Source organism: Ornithinimicrobium murale (assembly GCF_003352835.1).
In the GTDB taxonomy this organism is placed as follows: Bacteria; Actinomycetota; Actinomycetes; order Actinomycetales; family Dermatophilaceae; genus Ornithinicoccus; species Ornithinicoccus muralis.
This window is the reverse complement of record NZ_QLVD01000024.1, coordinates 1-18,720: the sequence shown is the minus strand read 5'-3', so window position 1 is coordinate 18,720 and position 18,720 is coordinate 1. Positions and strand designations below refer to the sequence as shown.

Genomic DNA, 18,720 nt, shown 5'->3' with positions numbered 1-18,720 from the left:
AGCGTCGCCGGGACAGGGCGCCGGGTCAGCGTCGCCGGGTCAGCGTGTCCGGGTCAGGCGCAGCGTCCAGGCCTCCGGCCCCGGCACGAGGTACTCGACATCGATGGCCCCGTCCTCCCGGTCGGCGATCTGAGCCAGCAGGAGCTTGGGGTCGTGCGGGGCCACCAGGTCCATCGCGCCCCCGACTCCGATGGCGGACAGGGCACCGAAGACGGTGGCATGGCGGATGGCGTGCGGGACGGTGCGCACGTCCAGCTCCGGCACGTCGCCAGCGTGCTCCCCGCACGCGCAGCCAGACACGTCCTGCAGGGGAATCTCGCTGGTCATGATGGGTTCTCCTTCAGTTTGCGGATCGGTTGGAAGTATTATTACACTTTGACTGTGAATAAATCGACCCGGCTCGGACCGGCCCCCTGGAGGCCCTCGGGCGAGGCTGATCAGTCGCCCGCTGAGCGCGTCCTCGTGGCACTCTCCGAGCAGACTCGGCCGGTCACCACGGCCGACCTGGTCGACGTCGTCGGGTTGCACGCCAACACGGTGCGGGCGCACCTGCAGGAGCTCACCGCAGCCGGGTTGGTGAGGATGGAGACGGTGCCGCCAGCCGGGCGGGGCAGACCCGCCCACCAGTACACGATCACCGACCAGGGGCGCGCGGTCCCGCGGGTGAACGATCCGGCGTTCGCGGAGTACCGCGGCCTGACCACGGCCTTTGCCACCTATCTCGCCGCACGTTCCGAGGACCCGTCCGACGAGGCGCGCGACATCGGTCGGGCGTGGGGACGTCAGCTGGCCTCCGGGGAGGAGACCGATGGCGCTGACGCGACCGGCCTGGTGATACGACTCCTGACCCGCCTGGGGTTCACGCCGGTGCCACCCGCCGAGGCGACGCCGGAGGAAGGTATCGCCCTGCGGACCTGTCCCCTGCTGGAGCTGGCCGAGGAGATGCCCGAAGTGATCTGCCAGGTGCATCAAGGACTGGTCGAGGGGGCTCTGGACCAGTACGGTTCAAGAACGACCGGCGTCCAGCTCCTGCCCTTCGAGGAGCCAGGAGCCTGTCGGCTCCACCTGCGGGACACCGGCCCGAGCGGGTCCGGCAGCTGACACCGACCCACAACAGAACACATCACCTGAGGAGCGCGATGTCCGAGCACGCGGGCACCACCACGCAGCCTTCCCCACCCCCGGCCGCCGGCGCGGCCACCGGCAGGGCCTGGGTCATGCTCATCATGGCCACCCTGGGCTTCGCCCTGAACTTCTGGGCCTGGGCGCTGTTGAGCCCGCTGGGGCCGCTGTGGAGAGATGACGGGACCCTCGGCAATATCACCGAGGGGGATGTCGCCCTGCTGGTGGCCGTCCCGGTCATCGTCGGCTCGCTGGGCCGCATCGTGGTCGGAGCGCTCACCGACAAGCACGGCGGACGCCTCATGTTCCCGGTGGTGTCACTGGCGACGATCGTGCCGGTCCTGGTGATCGGCTTCTGGGCACAGAGCTCCCTGATCGCGATCCTGGTCACCGGCTTCTTCCTCGGCATCGGCGGGACCGCCTTCGCCATCGGCGTGCCGTTCGTGAATGCCTGGTTCCCGCCGCACCAGCGCGGTCTGGCGATCGGTGTCTTCGGTGCCGGCATGGGTGGCACCGCCATCAGCGCGCTGACCACCGTGCCGCTCTACGAGAGCAACCAGAGCCTGCCCTTCGTGCTGACCTCGGTCTTCCTGGCGATCTATGCGGTCCTGGCCTGGCTGATCATGCGGGACGCCCCCGGCCGCACCGCCCCCACCGGGTCCCTCGTCTCACGGGTGGTGGCCAACTCCAGGCTGTCGATCACCTGGCTGCTGTCCTTCCTGTATGCCGTGGCCTTCGGTGGCTATGTCGCCTTCTCCGTCTACCTACCGTCCTATCTGAAGGTGGCCTACGAACTGGACCCGGCAGATGCGTCCAACCGGATGGCCGGCTTTGTGGTGGTGGCCGTCATCTGCCGGCCCATCGGTGGGTGGCTGGCCGACAAGTTCGGCGCCATCGCGGTCCTGGCCAGCTGCTTCGCCCTCGTGGCCGTGGGGGCGTCCGTCGCCTCGTTCACGCCGATCCTGGAGCACGTCGGCACTGCCGCCTTCCTCGGCATGGCAGCCGCCCTCGGTGCCGGCAGCGGGGCGACCTTCGCGCTCATCGCCAAGGTCACCGAACCCGGCAGGGTCGGCGGTGTCACCGGCATCGTCGGCGCCGCGGGGGGACTGGGTGGGTTTCTGCCACCCCTGCTGATGGGCTACATCTACGGCCGCACGGACTCCTACGGGTGGGGTCTGCTGCTGCTGGCGATCACCGCAGTCGTGGCCCTGATCCTGACAGTCACCATCGTTCGGCAGAAGCAGGCCGCACCAGCCTCCTGAGCGGGCGTGGATCCTGGTCGCGCACTGCCTCCTGGGTCGCGGCGTAGGCGTTGAACGGGTCCCGTCCAGTCACGGCGGGTGAGGTCGTCGAGGTTGCCCTCGAGATGCTCTGGGCGAACGAGCATCGCGGGGTGGCAGCATGGGCCGGTGCGCCGTGTCCTGCTCGACATCACCCCGCTGCGGCACTCGCGTCCCTACCGCTTCCTCTATCTCGGCACCGTCACCTCCGGCATCGGCGCACAGCTGGCCACCACGGCCATCGCCCTGCAGATCTTTGAGATCACCGGCTCCTCGTTCTCCGTGGGCCTGGTCGGCCTCTACGCCCTGGTGCCCATCGTCGTGCTGGGCCTGTACGGCGGCGCCGTCCTGGACACCCACGACCGGCGCACGGTCGCCCTGGTCGGCGGCGTCGTGCTGTGGGTCACCGGTGGCCTCAACGTGCTGCAGGCAGCGCTCGGCAACACCCACGTGGGGGTGCTCTACGCGCTCGTCGCCCTGCACAGTGCGGGCTTCGCCATCATGAGTCCCGCGCGGTCCTCGATCTATCCCCGGCTGCTGCCCCTGGAGCAGCTTCCGGCCGCCAACGCCCTGAACGTCGCCTCCATGAACATCTCGATGACGGTCGGGCCCCTGCTGGCCGGCGTCATCGTGCAGTTCGGTGGCTACGTCACCGCCTACGCACTGGACGTGCTGCTGTTCACCGCGGCGATGTGGGGGTTGTCGACGCTGCCGCGGGTCCGGCCCGAGGGCACCGGGCCCACCCGGGCTCCCGGCCTGTCGAGCGTGCTGGACGGACTGCGCTTCCTGGGCACCCGGCCCAATGTGCGGATGACCTTCCTGGCGGACTTCTGCGCGATGATCCTTGCCCAGCCCCGCGCTCTCTTCCCGGCGATCGCGGTGGTCGCACTCGCCGGCGGTGAGGCGACCGTCGGCATCCTGGCCGCGGCGCTGGCGGTGGGTGCGGTGCTCGCCATGCTCTTCTCCGGGGCGGTCGGCAGGGTGATCCACCAGGGGCGTGCGGTGGTGTGGGCCGTCGTCGCCTGGGGATGCTGCATCGCGCTGGTCGGCGTGGCCGTCCTGGGGGCGGGGCGGTGGTTCGGTACCGGCACGTCGTTGGTGCTGGCCTGTGTGGGGCTCGCCGCCGCCGGGGCGGCCGACTCGGTGTCCTCGGTCTTCCGCAACACGATCCTGCAGGCCGCCACGCCGGACCACCTGCGCGGCCGGCTGCAGGGGATCTTCGTCGTCGTCGTGGCCGGCGGGCCCCGGCTCGGGGAGCTGGTGTCCGGCACCGTCGCCGCGGCCGTGACCGAGTGGGGTGCACTGGTCCTCGGCGGGCTCGCCTGCATCGTGGCCATGCTGGTGCTGGCTCGTCTGCAGCCCGGGTTCAGCGCCTACGACGCCCGCAACCCGCAGCCCTGACCCGGTGGCGACAGCATTCCGTTTAATCCTCTTTTCGAGCATCTCGACGTTGCCTCTTGACGGGTATTTAGGGCACGCTTTCGTGGCGTAAAGAGTGCCTCGCGCAATCATGAAAGCGCAGGTCAAGACACACGAGCCTCCCTCTATCGGTGCCCCGGATCAGGCGCTAAGGTGGGTCCGAGGCAGCATTCCGCTAAATGCGATGGAAAGGGCGTCAGGTGGCACGGCAACAGGTCAGCCAGGGGCTTGACCTGCTGCGTTCGGATGTGCGCCGCAAGCTCTACGCGCTGCTCTCAGACCTCCCCCCGCAGGCCGGGATGGCGCCTGCCTCCACCCCGGGTCAGCGAGGACTCAGCGCCCAGGAGCTGGCAGATGTCGTGGGCCTGCACCTGACAACCGTCCGGTTCCACCTGGATCAGCTGGTGGCCGCGGGTCTGCTGACCGCTGACCAGGCTCGACCGGTGGGGGCTGGACGACCGCGCAAGCTGTATGCCGTCCCCGGAGTGCCCCCGGAGGCACCGACCGATCCCGATGCCCTCCAGGCCTACACGGTGCTGGCCGACATCGTGGGTGATGAGGGGCCGCCCCCGGCCTCCACTGAGGGGCGGCCGCCGCTCCTGGAGGAGTCCGGCCGCGCGTGGGCCCGGGATCACGTCGACCGCCTCGCCCACCGGGTCAACGACCGTTCGCCGGCCACGACACCCGGTGCCTGGCTGGGCAAGATCGGTGCCGTCATGGACCTGCTCGTGGGGTGGGGTCACTCACCCGAGGTGCGGACCGCTGCCGGCGCGCGTGAGGTCGACATCCTGATGCGGGACTGTCCGTTCATGGCGCTCGCCAGGGATCAGCCCCACCTGGTGTGCGGCGTCCACCGCGGACTGCTGCGCGGTGCCCTCGACGCGCTGGGCGAAGAGAGTGCCGACCTGGACCTGGAGCCCCTCGTCGACCAGCAGACGTGCCGAGCACACCTGACTGTGACCACCCCGTTCCCCGACCGTGGAGAGCAGAGATGACTGACACCGCCGCACGACCGCAGGCCAACCCCGAGCTGGGCTTCGACGGCCCGCTGTCCTCCGCGCTCGTGGGGACCCGGAGGTTCTTCACCCGCGGCAAGGTCTCCGAGGACCAGCGCTCCCTGTCGTTGGAGGGCGGCCGCCAGGGTGACTCCTTCTACCGGGACCGGTGGAGCCACGACAAGGTGGTGCGCTCCACGCACGGCGTCAACTGCACCGGCTCGTGCTCGTGGAAGGTCTACGTCAAGGACGGGATCATCACCTGGGAGGCCCAGCAGACCGACTACCCCTCCACCGGCGGTGACCGGCCTGAGTACGAGCCGCGCGGGTGCCCCCGCGGCGCGGCCTTCTCCTGGTACACCTACAGCCCCACCCGGGTCCGCTACCCCTATGTCCGCGGCACCCTGCTGGAGCTGTACCGGCAGGCGAAGGCTGAGTACGGCGACCCGGTCGTCGCCTGGGGGAGCATCGTCCAGGACGAGGAGAAGTCGCGGCGCTACAAGGCCGGGCGGGGGAAGGGTGGCCTGGTCCGCTCCACGTGGGCAGAGACCGTGGAGATGATCGCAGCCGCCCACGTCTACACCATCAAGCGCTGGGGCCCGGACCGGATCGCGGGATTCTCGCCGATCCCGGCGATGTCCCAGGTCAGCTATGTCTCCGGCGCCCGGTTCAACGAGCTCATCGGGGCCCCGATGCTCTCCTTCTACGACTGGTATGCCGACCTGCCCAACGCCTCGCCGCAGATGTGGGGGGACCAGACCGACGTGCCGGAGTCGGGGGACTGGTGGGACGCGGCATACCTGATCATGTGGGGCTCCAACGTGCCCCTGACGCGGACCCCGGACGCGCACTGGATGACCGAGGCACGCTATCGCGGTCAGAAGGTCGTGGCGGTCGCGCCGGACTACGCGGAGAACGTCAAGTTCGCCGACGAGTGGGTGGCTCCGGCACCCGGCACCGACGCCGCCCTGGCGATGGGCATGGGTCACGTCATCCTCAAGGAGTTCTTCGTCGACCGCGAGACCGAGTTCTTCGCCGACTACTGCAAGCGCTTCACCGACCTCCCCTTCCTCGTGACTCTGGAGCCCGCTGGCGGAGCCAGCCCGGGCAACGGCGACGAAGGAGCTTCGTTGGCCGGAACAGAGGGAACGAGTGAGCGCAGCGAACCCGGAGCCGTTGGTGCCTACCGGCCGGGGAAATTTGTCGTGGCCGGCGACCTGGACGGTCACCCGAAGGCCTCGTCGGAGAACGCCATGTGGAAGACCGCGGTGCTGGACCGGGTGACCGGCGAGGTGGCCATCCCCAACGGCTCGATCGGCGACCGCTTCGGTCCCGAGGGCGAGGGCCGGTGGAATCTCGACCTGGGCGAGATCGACCCGGTGCTCTCGCTGCACGGCACCACCGAGGAGTCCGTCGAGGTCGAGCTCCCGCGCTTTGACCTGGGGGACACCGTGGCGATGGAGCGGCGCGGCGTCCCGGTCCGGCGGATCGGCGGTCGGGTGGTGACCACCGTGCTGGACCTCATGCTCGCCCACTACGGGGTGGGCAGGGAGGGGCTGCCGGGCACCTGGCCGCAGGGCTATGAGGACCCGGCGGTGCCGGCCACGCCGGCCTGGGCGGAGGAGCTCACCTCGGTGCCCGCGCACCAGATCGAGCGGCTCGGCCGGGAGTTCGCGCAGAACGCCATCGACACCACCGGGCGCGGCATGATCCTGATGGGTGCCGGCACCAACCACTGGTACCACTCCGACCAGATCTACCGCGCGATGCTGGTGCTCACGACGATCACCGGCTGCCAGGGACGCAACGGCGGCGGTTGGGCGCACTACGTCGGCCAGGAGAAGGTGCGCCCGCTGATGGGCTTCCAGCACATGGCCTTCGCGCTGGACTGGGTCCGCCCGCCCCGGCACATGAACCAGACCGCCTACTGGTACGTCAACACCAGCCAGTACCGCTACGACACCTTCAGCACCGACGACGTCGGCGCCGGCACCGGCGCCTTCCAGGGCCGCTCCATGATGGACGTGCTGGCCCAGGCGGTCCGCCTGGGGTGGGTGCCGTCCTACCCGCAGTTCGACCGGTCCAGCCTCGCTCTGGCCGACGAGGCCGCCGAGACGGGGACGGACGTCAAGGAGTATGTCGTGGCTCAGCTCAAGGAGGGCGCGCTGCGGTTTGCCGTGGAGGACCCGGAGGCCGAGCAGAACTGGCCGCGCGTGCTCACCCTGTGGCGGGCCAACCTGTTCGGGTCCTCGGCCAAGGGCAACGAGTACTTCCTCAAGCACCTGCTCGGCACGAGCAACGCGGTGAAGGCGAGCGAGGCGCCGGAGGAGAAGCGGCCGCGCGAGGTGACCTGGGCCGAGACCGCGCCCGAGGGGAAGCTCGACCTGCTGATGACCATCGACTTCCGGATGACCAGCTCGACACTGCTGTCCGACATCGTGCTCCCGGCCGCCACCTGGTACGAGAAGCACGACATCAACACCACCGACATGCACCCCTTCATCCACTCGTTCAACCCGGCGATCGCGCCACCGTGGCAGAGCAAGAACGACTGGGACGCCTGGAAGGAGATCGCCAAGCGGTTCTCCGAGCTGGCGGAGGACCACCTCGGGACCCGCACCGATGTGGTGGCCAAGCCGCTGTGGCACGACACCCCGGAGGCCATGGCCACGGTGCACGGGGTCGTGCGGGACTGGAAGACCGGTGAGGTCGAGCCGGTGCCGGGCAAGACCCTGCCGGTCCTGGCCACGGTGGAGCGCGACTTCACCCAGGTCTACGCCAAGATGACCGCGATCGGCCCGTTGCTGGAGAAGGTCGGGATGGTCACCAAGGGTGTGAAGTACGACCCGACCGAGGCCGTCGACCAGCTGCGGGTCCTCAACGGCACCGTGCACGGAGGTATCGCCGACGGCCAGCCGCGGCTGGAGACCGATGTGGATGTCGCCGAGGCGATCATGCACCTGGCCGGCACCACCAACGGTCACCTGGCGACCCAGGGGTTCAAGGATCTGGAGAAGCGCACCGGCACCCAGCTGCACGACCTGTCGGCCGAGCACGAGGGCAAGATCATCAGCTTCGCCGACACCCAGGCGGCCCCGGTGCCGGTGATCACCTCCCCGGAGTGGTCGGGCTCGGAGAGCGGCGGCCGGCGCTATGCCCCGTTCACGATCAACATCGAACGGTCCAAGCCCTTCCACACCCTGACCGGGCGGCAGCAGTTCTACGTCGACCACGACTGGATGCTCGCGATGGGGGAGGGGCTGCCGACCTACCGGCCACCCCTGAACATGACCAAGCTGTTCGGAGAGCCCGAGATCGGCAGCCAGCACGAGCTGGGCGTGTCGGTCCGCTATCTGACCCCGCACAACAAGTGGTCGATCCACAGTGAGTACCAGGACAACCTGTTCATGCTCTCGCTGTCCCGTGGTGGCCAGACGATCTGGATGTCCGATGTCGACGCCGAGAAGATCGGCGTGCTCGACAACGACTGGATCGAGGCGGTCAACCGCAACGGCGTGGTGGCCGCCCGGGCGGTCGTCAGCCACCGGATGCCCGAGGGCACGGTGTTCATGCACCACGCCCAGGACCGGCTGATCGACGTGCCGCTGACCGAGACCGACAACAGGCGCGGCGGCATCCACAACAGCCTGACCCGGATCCTGATGAAGCCCAGCCACCTGATCGGCGGCTACGCCCAGCTGGCCTACTTCTTCAACTACATCGGTCCGACCGGCAACAACCGCGACGAGGTCACCTCCATCCGCAAGCGCACCGCGCCGGTGACGTACTGACGCCCCCGACCCCACGACATACAGGAGCTAGAACATGAGAGTCATGGCACAGATGGCCATGGTCATGAACCTGGACAAGTGCATCGGGTGCCACACCTGCTCGGTCACCTGCAAGCAGGCCTGGACCAACCGCAGCGGCATGGAGTACGTCTGGTTCAACAACGTCGAGACCCGGCCCGGCCTCGGCTACCCCCGCAACTACCAGGACCAGGAGGAGTGGAAGGGCGGCTGGGTGCGCACGCCGCAGGGGCGGCTCAAGCTGCGGGCCGGGGGGCGCCTGAACAAGCTGCTCAACATCTTCTCCAACCCCAAGATGCCCTCGATCCAGGACTACTACGAGCCCTGGACCTACGACTACGAGACGCTGCTCAACGCCCCAGCCCAGGAGAACTTCCCGGTCGCCACACCGCACTCGCTGATCTCCGGTGAGCAGATGAACGTGGAGTGGTCGGCCAACTGGGACGACGACCTGGGTGGCAGTCGGCAGCACGCGGCCAAGGACCCGATGCTCAAGGGCATCGAGGACAAGGTGAAGATGGAGTTCGACGAGACCTTCATGTTCTACCTGCCGCGGATCTGCGAGCACTGCCTCAACCCCAGCTGCGCGGCGTCCTGCCCCTCCGGCGCGATCTACAAGCGCGAGGAGGATGGCATCGTCCTGGTGGACCAGGACAAGTGCCGTGGTTGGCGGATGTGCGTCACCGGCTGCCCCTACAAGAAGGTCTACTTCAACCACAAGACCGGCAAGGCCGAGAAGTGCACGTTCTGCTACCCCCGCATCGAGGTGGGCATCCCGACCGTGTGCGCCGAGACCTGCGTGGGGCGGCTGCGCTACATCGGGCTCATGCTCTACGACGCCGACAAGGTGCTCGAGGCGGCCTCGGTGGAGAACGACCACGATCTGTACGAGGCGCAGCGGTCGGTCTTCCTGGACCCCCGCGACCCGGCAGTGGAGCGCGCGGCCGAGGCGGCCGGCATCCCCGGCGACTGGATCGAGGCGGCCAAGAAGTCGCCGGTGCTGCGGCTGATCACCGACTACAAGGTCGCCCTCCCGCTGCACCCGGAGTACCGGACGATGCCGATGGTCTGGTACATCCCGCCGCTGTCCCCGGTCGTGGACGTCATCAAGGACACCGGCTACGACGCCGAGGACAAGGACAACCTGTTCGCGGCGATCGACACGTTGCGGATCCCGATCGAGTACCTCGCCAACCTGTTCACGGCGGGGGACCCCGAGCCGGTGGACCTGGTGCTGCGCAAGCTCGCGGCGATGCGCTCCTACATGCGGGACATCAACCTGGGACGCGACCCGAGGGCGAGCATCCCCGAGTCCGTCGGCATGGGGGAGGAGGAGATGTATGAGATGTACCGGCTGCTGGCGATCGCCAAGTACGACGAGCGCTACGTCATCCCCTCCGCCCACGGCGAGGAGGCGCACGCCCTGGAGGAGACCGCCACCGACTGCCCGGTCAGCGGCTACGACGACGAGCTGATGGACCTCTCGGGCCCCTTCGGCGAGGGGTCGGGCCGCGGCGGCTCCACGCCGGTTGCCGTTGAGAACTTCCGGATGCTGCAGCAGCGGCAGACCTCCGACGCCCTGTTGTCCGGCGGCTCCAAGCGGGGGCGGGTCAACCTGCTCAACTGGGACGGCAAGGGTGTCCCAGCGGGACTCTTCCCGGACAGCGAGAAGGACCCGTCCGTCCAGACGGTGGACGGACCGGCCCAGCTGGACGGTCCGCGCGCGCGGCCCGACAACACCGCGGGCTCGGACGGGAAGGTCACCTGATGAAGCTCTGGCGGCGCCACCGCCGCACCACGCCGCGCCTGGACCCCCGGGTGCAGGCCGACACCTGGCAGGCGTGCTCGCTGCTGCTCGACTATCCGGACGAACTCCTGGTAGAGCGACTGCCGTTGCTCCGGGAGACCGTCGCCGGGCTGTCACCGGAGATCGCCGAGCCCCTCGGACGGTTCCTGCACCACGCGGGCACCACGGACCTGGCAGCCCTGCAGCAGGCCTACGTGGAGACCTTCGACGTCACCCGCAAGTGCGCCCTGCACCTGACCTACTTCCTGCACGGCGACACCCGCAACCGGGGTGTCGCGCTGGTCCAGTTCAAGCAGCTCTACCGCCGGCACGGCGTGGAGCTCTCCGACCACGACGCCGAGCTGCCCGACCACCTGTCGGTCATCCTGGAGTTCGGCGCCACCGTTGCCCCGGAGGCGGCCTGGAAGGTGCTGAACGAGCACCGGGTCGGCATCGAGCTGCTCCGGCGAGCGCTGCTGCACCGCGAGTCTCCGTGGGCCGATGTCGTCCAGGCCGTCCGGGCGACGCTGCCCGAACTGCAGGGAGATGACAACGTGGCGCTCGCCCGGCTCATCGCCGAGGGGCCGCCGCAGGAGACGGTCGGCCTGGACGACCGGGCGCTGAACGCGCCCTACGCGATCGACCCGGCCCTCGACGAGCTCCGCACTCCACCCACCGGTGGAGGATGCGGCGACGGGGCCCCCACCCCCGACCCACACGGCGTCTCACTTGGTCCGACTATCCCCGTAGGAGCCCCACGATGAGCACCTTCCTCTGGGTGATCTTCCCCTATATCTGCCTGGCAATCTTCGTGGTCGGGCACATCTGGCGCTACCAGTACGACAAGTTCGGCTGGACCACGCGCAGCTCCCAGCTCTACGAGAGCAAGCTGCTGCGGATCGGCAGCCCGCTGTTCCACTTCGGGATCCTGGGCGTGGCCGGCGGGCACTTCCTGGGCCTCATCGTCCCGCAGAGCTTCACCGACTGGATCGGGATCAGTCACGAGGCCTACCACTGGATCGCCATGGGCTTCGGCATCCCGGCAGGGCTGGCCGCCGTGGCCGGCCTGGTCATCCTGATCTATCGGCGGCGCACCGTCGGCCCCGTCTTCTCGGCCACGACGGTCAACGACAAGGCCATGTATGCGGTGCTGGGGCTGGTCATCTTCCTCGGCATCTGGAACACCATCGCAGGCGGCATCTTCACCATCGGTGGGGAGTACAACTACCGCGACGGGGTGTCCCCGTGGTTCCGGCAGATCTTCTGGTTCCAGCCGGACGCCTCGCTGATGGAGGAGGCACCGCTCGGCTTCCAGCTGCACGCCTTCTTCGCGTTCCTGCTGTTCGCGATGTGGCCGTTCACCCGGTTGGTGCACGTCTTCAGTGCGCCGATCGGCTATTTCACCAGGCCCTATATCGTGTACCGCAGCCGCGACAGCCGTCCTGGCGCCGGCTCCGGAACGCGGACCCCGAAGCGAGGATGGGAGAAGGTTGGCTGACCTGTTGCCTGTGCCGCCTGCCGATGAGCTCACCCCGGACCAATTGACCCGCTACTCCCGGCATCTGTTGCTGCCCGGCATCGGCCTGGAGGGCCAGAAGCGCCTCGTCAACGCCCGGGTGGCCGTCGTCGGGGCGGGCGGGCTGGGGTCTCCGGCGCTGCTCTATCTCGCTGCGGCCGGCGTGGGCCACCTGACCGTGATTGACGACGACGAGGTGGACGCGACGAACCTGCAGCGACAGGTGATCCACCGGACCGCGGATGTCGGTTCCAGCAAGGTGGACAGTGCGCTCCGGGCGGTGCGCGACCTCAACCCGACTGTGTCGCTCGCCGGGGTCCGAGAGCATCTGGGCGAACACAACGCGACCGAGATTCTTGCCGGTCACCACGTGGTGCTGGACGGCAGCGACAACTTCGACACCAGATATGTCGTCAACGACGCGGCCGTCGAGCTGGGTCTGCCTCTGGTCTGGGCGGCGGTGCTGCGCTTCGACGCACAGCTGACGACCTTCCTGCCGGAGAGCCTGGCAGGCGACTCTGCGGTGCAGCTGCGTGACTTGTTCCCCGTCCCGCCCCGACCGGAAGACGTGCCGAGCTGCGCCGAGGCGGGAGTGCTCGGGGCGATGGTCGGTCAGGTGGGGTCGATCATGGCGGCTGAAGCGGTCAAGCTGATTATCGGCACGGGCGAGCCGCTGGTCGGACGGGTGCTCCTGCTGGATGCCCTCACCCAGCGGACCCGGGAGATCCCGCTCCGACGTGCGACCGAACGCTCCGTCTCACGAGAGGTGGCCCCCGCCCTGGCCGGGGTGTCTGAGGAGGTCGAGAGGCCAGAGCCTGTGGCAGTGCCCCAGATGTCTCCGCTGGAGGTGCACGACGGACTGGAGAGCCTGCAGGTGATCGACGTGCGAGAGCCGGGGGAGCAGGCACTGGGCATGGTGCCCGGTTCCCGTGCCGTGCCCGTGGGCGAGGTGCTGTCCTGGGAGGTCGGCACTGCCGTGAAGGACGGTCCTGTCGTCTTCTATTGCAAGACGGGGCCGCGGGCCGAGCGTGCCGCGCGCCACCTGGTGCGCCTGGGACATCCAGACGTGCGGGTGATGACCGGCGGGATCCTGGGCTGGATCGACGAGGTAGACCCGAGCCTTCCGAGGTATTGAGATGGCACAGCCGGAGCACGACATGGTGGTCTTGGCCGGGGGAGGTGGCACCCGGCTCGGCGGCGTCGACAAGGCGACCCTCACCCTCGGCGGCCGAAGCCTGCTGGACCGCGTGCTCGACGCTGCGAGTGCGACACGGCAGGTCGTCGTGGTGGGTCGGGTGAGTGTGCCGCCGCACGTGCTGCAGACAGTCGAGGAACCACCCGGCGGTGGCCCTGTGGCCGGCATCGTCGCTGGTATGGCGGCACTGGCTCGGGTCGGGAGCACATCCCGAGGGGCTGACCCGGCGCAGGTAGTTGCCCCTGCTCAGACGGTAGTCTCAACACAGGCGGGAATCTCAACTCAGAGAGCAGCCCCAGCTCACACGGCAGCCCCAGCTCACACGGCAGCCCCAGCTCAGACGGCAGCCCCAACTCAGACGGCGGGTCCAGCCCCCTGGACCTTGGTGATCGCCGTCGACCAGCCCGAGGCGGCGCGCGCAGTGGCCGACCTGCTCAGGGTCGCCGCCACGGCTGGGCCGGAGGTTGACATGGTCTGCCCGGAGGACGAGTCAGGCCACCCACAGTGGCTGCTCGCGGCCTATCGCACCGCCCGGCTCACGAGTGCCCTGGCACCGTTCGGATCTGGCCACTCGGTCGCGGTCCGGCGGGTGGTGACCGGCCTCAGGGCAGTCTCGGTTTCCACCGCCCATGCAGGTGACATCGACACCTGGGACGACCATGCACATTGGGTGGACCGGGTCGAGGGCCCGCGTGGCCCCAAGATCTGAGAGACTGGAGACCAGCTCGAAGGAGGAGTCGACCGTGGCCACAGTTCGCTATTTCGCCGCTGCTGCCGAGGCTGCCGGCACCGAGCAGGAGCAGATCCTCGCCGCAGACCTGGGGACCCTGGTGTCCGGCCTCAGCCAACGACACGGCCCCGCGCTGGCGGACGTGCTCCGCCGCAGCTCTCTGTTGCACGAGGGGCAATATGTCTCGGACCACAGCACGGTCCTGGCCGCCGACGCAACTGTGGACGTGTTGCCACCTTTCGCTGGTGGCTGAGGCAGGGCCGTCAGGCGAGGCAGTACCGCTCGGCGGGTCCAGTCATTCGTGCGATGAAGCGGACCACTCGCTCGGCGGGTCCAGCCATCCGTCCGACGAAGCGGACCACTCGCTCGGCGGGTCCAGCCATCCGTCCAATGAAACGGACCAGGTGTTCCTCGGTCCTGACCGCTCGACCGTGTTGTCCCGGCTGAGCCGGACAGAGGCGGTCGCCTGCTCGGGACGGATAGCCGAGATCTATGCTCTGGCGTTGGGCTCGCAGGCCGAGCCGGCGGAGCACTTCGCAGACACGTTCCGCACCTGTGTGCAGGAGTATGACGGCGCCACCGTGCTGGCCGCCCGCCCTGGGGGAGGGGAGGGCCCGATCGTCGGTTTCCTCTATGGCTTTGATCTCCAGCTGAAGCACTGGTGGCCGCAGCAGATCGAGGGAGCACTGCATCGGCGTGGTCACGCCAAGTGGCTGGAGGACGCCTTCGAACTGGTGGAGCTCCAGGTGCACCCGGAGGAACAGGCTCGGGGCATCGGCACCGCCCTACTCAACCGCCAGCTCGCCGACATGCCCCACCGGCGTGCCGTGCTGTCCACCGACCCCGATGGTCGGGCCCGAGCTCTCTATCGTCGACTGGGGTTCGTCGACCTGGCCCCCGACTTCACCTACCACGGGACGTCCTACCGGGCCGCCCTGATGGGGTGGGACCGTCACGACCCGGTCGCATCGTCCCCTTCATCGTCTGCCTGAGCGCTGCGTTCGATGTGCTCGATCGCCAACTGGATGGTGCGGTTCGGCGCGTTGTGGTCGGCGTGGCAGAAGAGGCTGACCCGCGCCGGGCCGAGCACCCAGTGCGAGACCTCGCTCGGCGGCCGCCGGCGGTCGTATGCCTTCTCCGGTTGGTCGCGCTGCGATGTCATCTCCGCAACGACCTGTTCATAGAGGTCCTGGACCTCGTCCGCCGGGCCGATGCCGAGTGCGTGGAACCCGACGAGTGCATTGTCCAACTCGTGGACGATGAGGTAGTCGGCGGCCAGCTTCCGCTCTCCGACCAAGCGGAAGGCCTGCCCGGTGTGTCCGGGTGCGATCTCGCCGCGCGAGAGCTCCAGACGGTTCAGGAACGCATCGATCGCTTCCTGAGTCACCGGCCAGTCGCCGCCCACCACACTTTCAACGAGGTCGAGGAGCATAGTTGCAGTGGGTAGACCCTTCGTGACCATCAACCCACCGTAGGTGGAGCGGTTCCAGGTCGCATGTTGTGGCTGACCCGAGGCGTCCCTCACTGCCGCCGCAGCAGCACGAGCACTTCCTGGTGAGCAGTCTGCGGGAACATGTCGAACAGGCGGCCCCGGACCGGGACCAGAGACGGCATGCGCGCGAGATCAACAGCGAGGGAGTCGACGTTGCAACTGGAGTAGAGCACGTGCTCCACTCCAGCGTCCTCGAGCCATCGTGGCAGTTCGGGGCCGAGGCCGCGTCGCGGAGGGTTGACCACCACCAGGTCGGGGGTGCCAGCCTTCCCCAGGTGGTTGGAAACGTCCCCGGCCAGGAAACTCGGGGCGCCCGGCAGCTGGGATGCCGCGGCGCGAGCGCTGTCGACGGCCTCGGCGGAGACCTCGACTCCCAGGACGTCCCGTGGCGAACCATCTGGTCGCAGCAGCGCGTGGAGCGCGAACCCGCCGACCCCGCAGTAGAGGTCCCAGAGGGACGACGGGTTGATGTCGTTGATCCATGCGCTCGCTTGGCGGTACAGCCCAGCAGCAACGACGGTGTTGGTCTGGAAGAAAGACCGGGTGCGCAGTCGCAGACGGACCTCGTTGACCTGCATCGGAAGTTCCAGGTCGTCCGTGAGGACGATCTCCTCCGGTCCCTCGAGGACGGCGGCGTGGGTCGGCTGGATGTTGGCGGAGATCACTCGGGCACCGGGTAGGCGCGCCTGGAGGTCCGGCAGAGCCCGCCGGATCCGTCCTACCTGTCCTGGTGAGCGCAGGACAAACCGGACCATCAACTCCCCGTCGGGGGAGTGGGTGATGAGCACATGCTTGAGCTCACCGCTACGGCGAGCCACGGCATACGGGACCAGCCCGATCTCAGTGATGATGTCGGGCACCTGCTTGACCACCTGGGCCAGTCCAGGCTCGTAGAGCCCGCAGTGCCGCAGGTCGATGCCCTGTGCCCCCCGGTCCAGGATGCCCACTGTTGGTGCCTCCCGGGTGCCTCCGACCACCAGTTTGGCCTTGTTCCGGAACCCCGCGGGGAGGCTGGCGAACGGTTCGTCCCAGTGCAGCCTTGTAGATGGCTCGGCGGTAGACGTGGAGGCAGTATGCGGATCGAGACTGTCCAGACTCAGCACGGTGCGGCAGTTCTCTTGCTTCTTGGCGAGCTGCTCGTCGTAGCGCGTCCCGATGAGTGAGCATGAGCGGCACTGACCAGCATCGAAGTAGGCGCACTGCATGATGTAGGTGCCTGGCACCTAGCCAGGGTAGTCGCCCCGTAGGGTTTGTCCCGTGACTGCTGAAGAGAGTCTGATGATTCACACCACACCGGTGGGCGAAGACGCGACCAAGGGCCGGGTCGTGTTCTTCCACGGGCTCTTCGGCCAGGGCAAGAACTTCACCAGCATCGCGAAGGCGCTGCTACCCGAGTACGCGTCACTGTTGGTGGACCTGCCCAACCACGGCCGTTCCGGGTGGATGGAGCACGTTGACTACGCGGAGATGGCCGATGCCTTGGCGCAGGAGCTGCGTGGTGGGTTCGCAGCCGCGGGGCCGGTCCATCTGGTGGGGCACTCGATGGGCGGCAAGGTCGCGATGTCCCTCGCCCTGCGCCACCCGGACCTGATCGATCGACTCGTGGTGGTAGATATCTCACCTGTCGCGAGCAGCGATATGAGCGAGTTCCGCCACTTGCTGGGAGCCCTGGCCACGCTGGATCTCGACGACTTGCCGAGCCGTGGCGAGGCCGACGCTCGGCTGGCCGAGTTGATCCCGAACCGCACCACGCGCGGTTTTCTGCTGCAGAACCTGCGCTCAGAGGATGACGGCTGGCGGTGGCAAGCCAATCTGGACGTGTTGCTGCGTGACCTGCCAAAGATCGGTGGCTTTGAGCCGGAGGGCGGGCCGTTTGACCATCCTGTCTTGTGGATCTCAGGGGAGCGGTCGCCCTACGTCCAGCCTGATCACCGACCGATCATGGAGGAGCTCTTCCCTCGGGCGGTGCTGGTGACGGTCAAGGGTGCAGGACACTGGGTGCACTCCGAGCAACCGGAGGCATTCGTGTCTGTGCTCCGCACCTTCCTATCTGCGCCCGATCGAGACTGAGCGACGCTCTTCGATCAGGGCTGGACGGGCACTCGATGGAGGACGAGTCGCAGCCACGCTAGCCACGCGAGGCTGTCGGTCTCGTGCGCCCAGCATCGCCGTCCTGCCTGATCAGAAGGGTGGTGGGGCGTCGGGGTCGTGGGTCCAGGGGGTGGTGGGTCGGTCGTCGTCGGGGGCGGTGTTGTGGTTGCTCGTGTTGGCGTCGCTGGTGGTGTTGGTCGCTGGCTCGTCGGTCTCTTCGGCGGCGGTGTCGGTGCTGTGACGGATCCGGTCGGCTTCGGCGCGGGTGGTGTCGGGGTGGGGGTGGTAGGTGCGTCGGCCGGTTTCTGGGGTGTGGGTGAGGGTGACTTGGTCCCAGCCGGTGAAGGTGTCGTCCCAGTCGTGGTCGTCGTCGGTTTCCAGGGTCGCGGCGGGTGGCCGGTAGGACAGGGCCTGGTAGATCGCGGCGTCGATCGCCGCGGCCGGGTCGACCCCGGCAGCGACCGCGTGGTTGATCTGGTCGGTGGCCGCGGTCAGGAGCCGGGTGTACTGGTTGTAGTCGTGGGTCTTGGTGGTGTAGATCCGCCCGAGCAGGGATGTCCAGGTGACGTCGCGGTTGGCGTGCAGGATCGCGTCCCAGTATTTCTTGGTTTTCAGGTCATGGTGCGGGGCGTCCAGGGGTTGACCGTTGCGGATGCAGGTGTGTCCGCCGGGGGTGCCGTGTTCCTGGACGTGGTCGAGTTGGGCCAGGGTGGCCGGGCGTAGGCAGCCGGGGGCGCGGCAGAAGACGTCGGCGGCGATGATGTGGGCGCGCATGGTCGTGTCGAACCGGTAAGCGGTGGTGGAGCGTTCGATCAGGGCCCCGGTGGCCGGGTCGGTCAGCAGCCGGTACATCGTCGACCCCGGTGTCAACGCCAACGTCCGGACCTCATCAGCAGCCAGGAACAGCGAATGTTTGCCGATGACCTCACCGACCCCCACCTCACCACCCGGAACAGGACAGTCCAGTCCTCGCGGCGGACGGTCTTCTCCCGGTGGCAGGCAGTCTTCACCAGCCCGGCCTGGGTCGGAGCGGTCTTGTCCTGCCCGGCCTGGGTCGGAGCGGTCTTCACCTGCCCGGCCTGGGTCGGGGCAGTCTTCACCTGTCGGGCCGAGGTTGGAGCGGTCTTGTCCTGCCCGAGCGCCGGGAGCAGCACCGGGCGCTCTGGCCGAGTCGGTGGCGCCGCTGCAGGTGCAGGCACACGTGCACGAGGCCTCGGTCCCTGCCGTCCTGGCCGTGCCGGTCGTGCTGGTGCCGGTCGTGTTGGTGCCTGTCCCGGGCTGGGGA

General features: G+C 68.4%; 17 protein-coding genes. 13 read left to right on the top strand and 4 right to left on the bottom strand.

The features are described from left to right. Positions 1-39: 39 nt before the first annotated feature. Positions 40-327, bottom strand: coding sequence for a DUF2249 domain-containing protein (locus DPQ65_RS11740; RefSeq protein WP_114907543.1), 288 nt, complete (start codon positions 325-327; stop codon positions 40-42). A gap of 54 nt (positions 328-381) precedes the next feature. Between DPQ65_RS11740 and DPQ65_RS11735 the strand changes: the two genes are divergently transcribed. The 12 genes from DPQ65_RS11735 (at position 382) to DPQ65_RS11680 (ending at position 14,844) form a co-directional block, all read left to right on the top strand. Further along, the gene (locus DPQ65_RS11735; RefSeq protein WP_162802190.1) at positions 382-1,101 is read left to right on the top strand and encodes a helix-turn-helix transcriptional regulator; all 720 of its coding nucleotides are present in this window, start codon (positions 382-384) and stop codon (positions 1,099-1,101) included. A gap of 38 nt (positions 1,102-1,139) precedes the next feature. Beyond that, a complete protein-coding gene (locus DPQ65_RS11730) occupies positions 1,140-2,384 on the top strand; it encodes an MFS transporter (protein ID WP_238146818.1) in 1,245 nt (414 codons plus the stop codon). Between the two features lie 147 nt (positions 2,385-2,531). After that, a complete protein-coding gene (locus DPQ65_RS11725; RefSeq protein ID WP_114907541.1) occupies positions 2,532-3,803 on the top strand; it encodes an MFS transporter in 1,272 nt (423 codons plus the stop codon). Positions 3,804-4,021: 218 nt separating this feature from the next. Next, positions 4,022-4,816 carry a helix-turn-helix transcriptional regulator gene (locus DPQ65_RS11720; RefSeq protein ID WP_162802189.1) on the top strand — a complete coding sequence of 265 codons (795 nt, stop codon included), beginning with the start codon at positions 4,022-4,024 and terminating at the stop codon, positions 4,814-4,816. After that, positions 4,813-8,607 carry a nitrate reductase subunit alpha gene (locus tag DPQ65_RS11715; protein ID WP_114907539.1) on the top strand — a complete coding sequence of 1,265 codons (3,795 nt, stop codon included), beginning with the start codon at positions 4,813-4,815 and terminating at the stop codon, positions 8,605-8,607. Before DPQ65_RS11720 ends, DPQ65_RS11715 begins: the two co-directional genes overlap by 4 nt. A gap of 34 nt (positions 8,608-8,641) precedes the next feature. Next, complete coding sequence (gene narH, locus DPQ65_RS11710; protein WP_114907538.1) at positions 8,642-10,393, top strand: nitrate reductase subunit beta; 1,752 nt, start codon at positions 8,642-8,644, stop codon at positions 10,391-10,393. Next, positions 10,393-11,175: a nitrate reductase molybdenum cofactor assembly chaperone gene (gene narJ / locus DPQ65_RS11705; protein WP_114907537.1), complete on the top strand. Its 783-nt coding sequence runs from the start codon at positions 10,393-10,395 to the stop codon at positions 11,173-11,175. Before narH ends, narJ begins: the two co-directional genes overlap by 1 nt. Further along, complete coding sequence (gene narI, locus DPQ65_RS11700) at positions 11,172-11,909, top strand: respiratory nitrate reductase subunit gamma (RefSeq protein ID WP_114907536.1); 738 nt, start codon at positions 11,172-11,174, stop codon at positions 11,907-11,909. The genes narJ and narI overlap by 4 nt, the downstream gene beginning before the upstream one ends. Further along, entirely contained in the window at positions 11,902-13,062 is a 1,161-nt protein-coding gene (gene moeB, locus DPQ65_RS11695; RefSeq protein ID WP_238146817.1) for a molybdopterin-synthase adenylyltransferase MoeB, read from the top strand. Before narI ends, moeB begins: the two co-directional genes overlap by 8 nt. Before the next feature lies 1 nt (position 13,063). Next, positions 13,064-13,831, top strand: coding sequence for an NTP transferase domain-containing protein (gene mobA, locus DPQ65_RS11690; protein WP_114907535.1), 768 nt, complete (start codon positions 13,064-13,066; stop codon positions 13,829-13,831). A 34-nt stretch (positions 13,832-13,865) separates the two neighbouring features. Then, positions 13,866-14,105, top strand: coding sequence for a MoaD/ThiS family protein (locus DPQ65_RS11685; protein ID WP_238146816.1), 240 nt, complete (start codon positions 13,866-13,868; stop codon positions 14,103-14,105). A gap of 151 nt (positions 14,106-14,256) precedes the next feature. Continuing rightward, positions 14,257-14,844 (top strand): GNAT family N-acetyltransferase, encoded by a 588-nt coding sequence (locus tag DPQ65_RS11680; protein ID WP_162802188.1) that lies wholly within the window; start codon positions 14,257-14,259, stop codon positions 14,842-14,844. On the opposite strand, the gene DPQ65_RS11675 is transcribed toward DPQ65_RS11680, so the two are convergent. Both DPQ65_RS11675 and DPQ65_RS11670 read right to left on the bottom strand, forming a co-directional pair. Then, complete coding sequence (locus DPQ65_RS11675) at positions 14,805-15,284, bottom strand: hypothetical protein (RefSeq protein WP_114907532.1); 480 nt, start codon at positions 15,282-15,284, stop codon at positions 14,805-14,807. The two genes, DPQ65_RS11680 and DPQ65_RS11675, sit on opposite strands and share 40 nt — an antisense overlap. 89 nt (positions 15,285-15,373) lie before the next feature. Then, on the bottom strand, positions 15,374-16,567 hold the full coding sequence (locus DPQ65_RS11670) for a methyltransferase domain-containing protein (RefSeq protein WP_337589689.1): 1,194 nt from the start codon (positions 16,565-16,567) through the stop codon (positions 15,374-15,376). Between the two features lie 55 nt (positions 16,568-16,622). Between DPQ65_RS11670 and DPQ65_RS11665 the strand changes: the two genes are divergently transcribed. Next, positions 16,623-17,414 carry an alpha/beta fold hydrolase gene (locus DPQ65_RS11665; protein WP_114907531.1) on the top strand — a complete coding sequence of 264 codons (792 nt, stop codon included), beginning with the start codon at positions 16,623-16,625 and terminating at the stop codon, positions 17,412-17,414. Between the two features lie 111 nt (positions 17,415-17,525). On the opposite strand, the gene DPQ65_RS11660 is transcribed toward DPQ65_RS11665, so the two are convergent. Next, positions 17,526-18,374 carry an HNH endonuclease signature motif containing protein gene (locus DPQ65_RS11660; protein ID WP_162802187.1) on the bottom strand — a complete coding sequence of 283 codons (849 nt, stop codon included), beginning with the start codon at positions 18,372-18,374 and terminating at the stop codon, positions 17,526-17,528. Between the last annotated feature and the right edge of the window lie 346 nt (positions 18,375-18,720).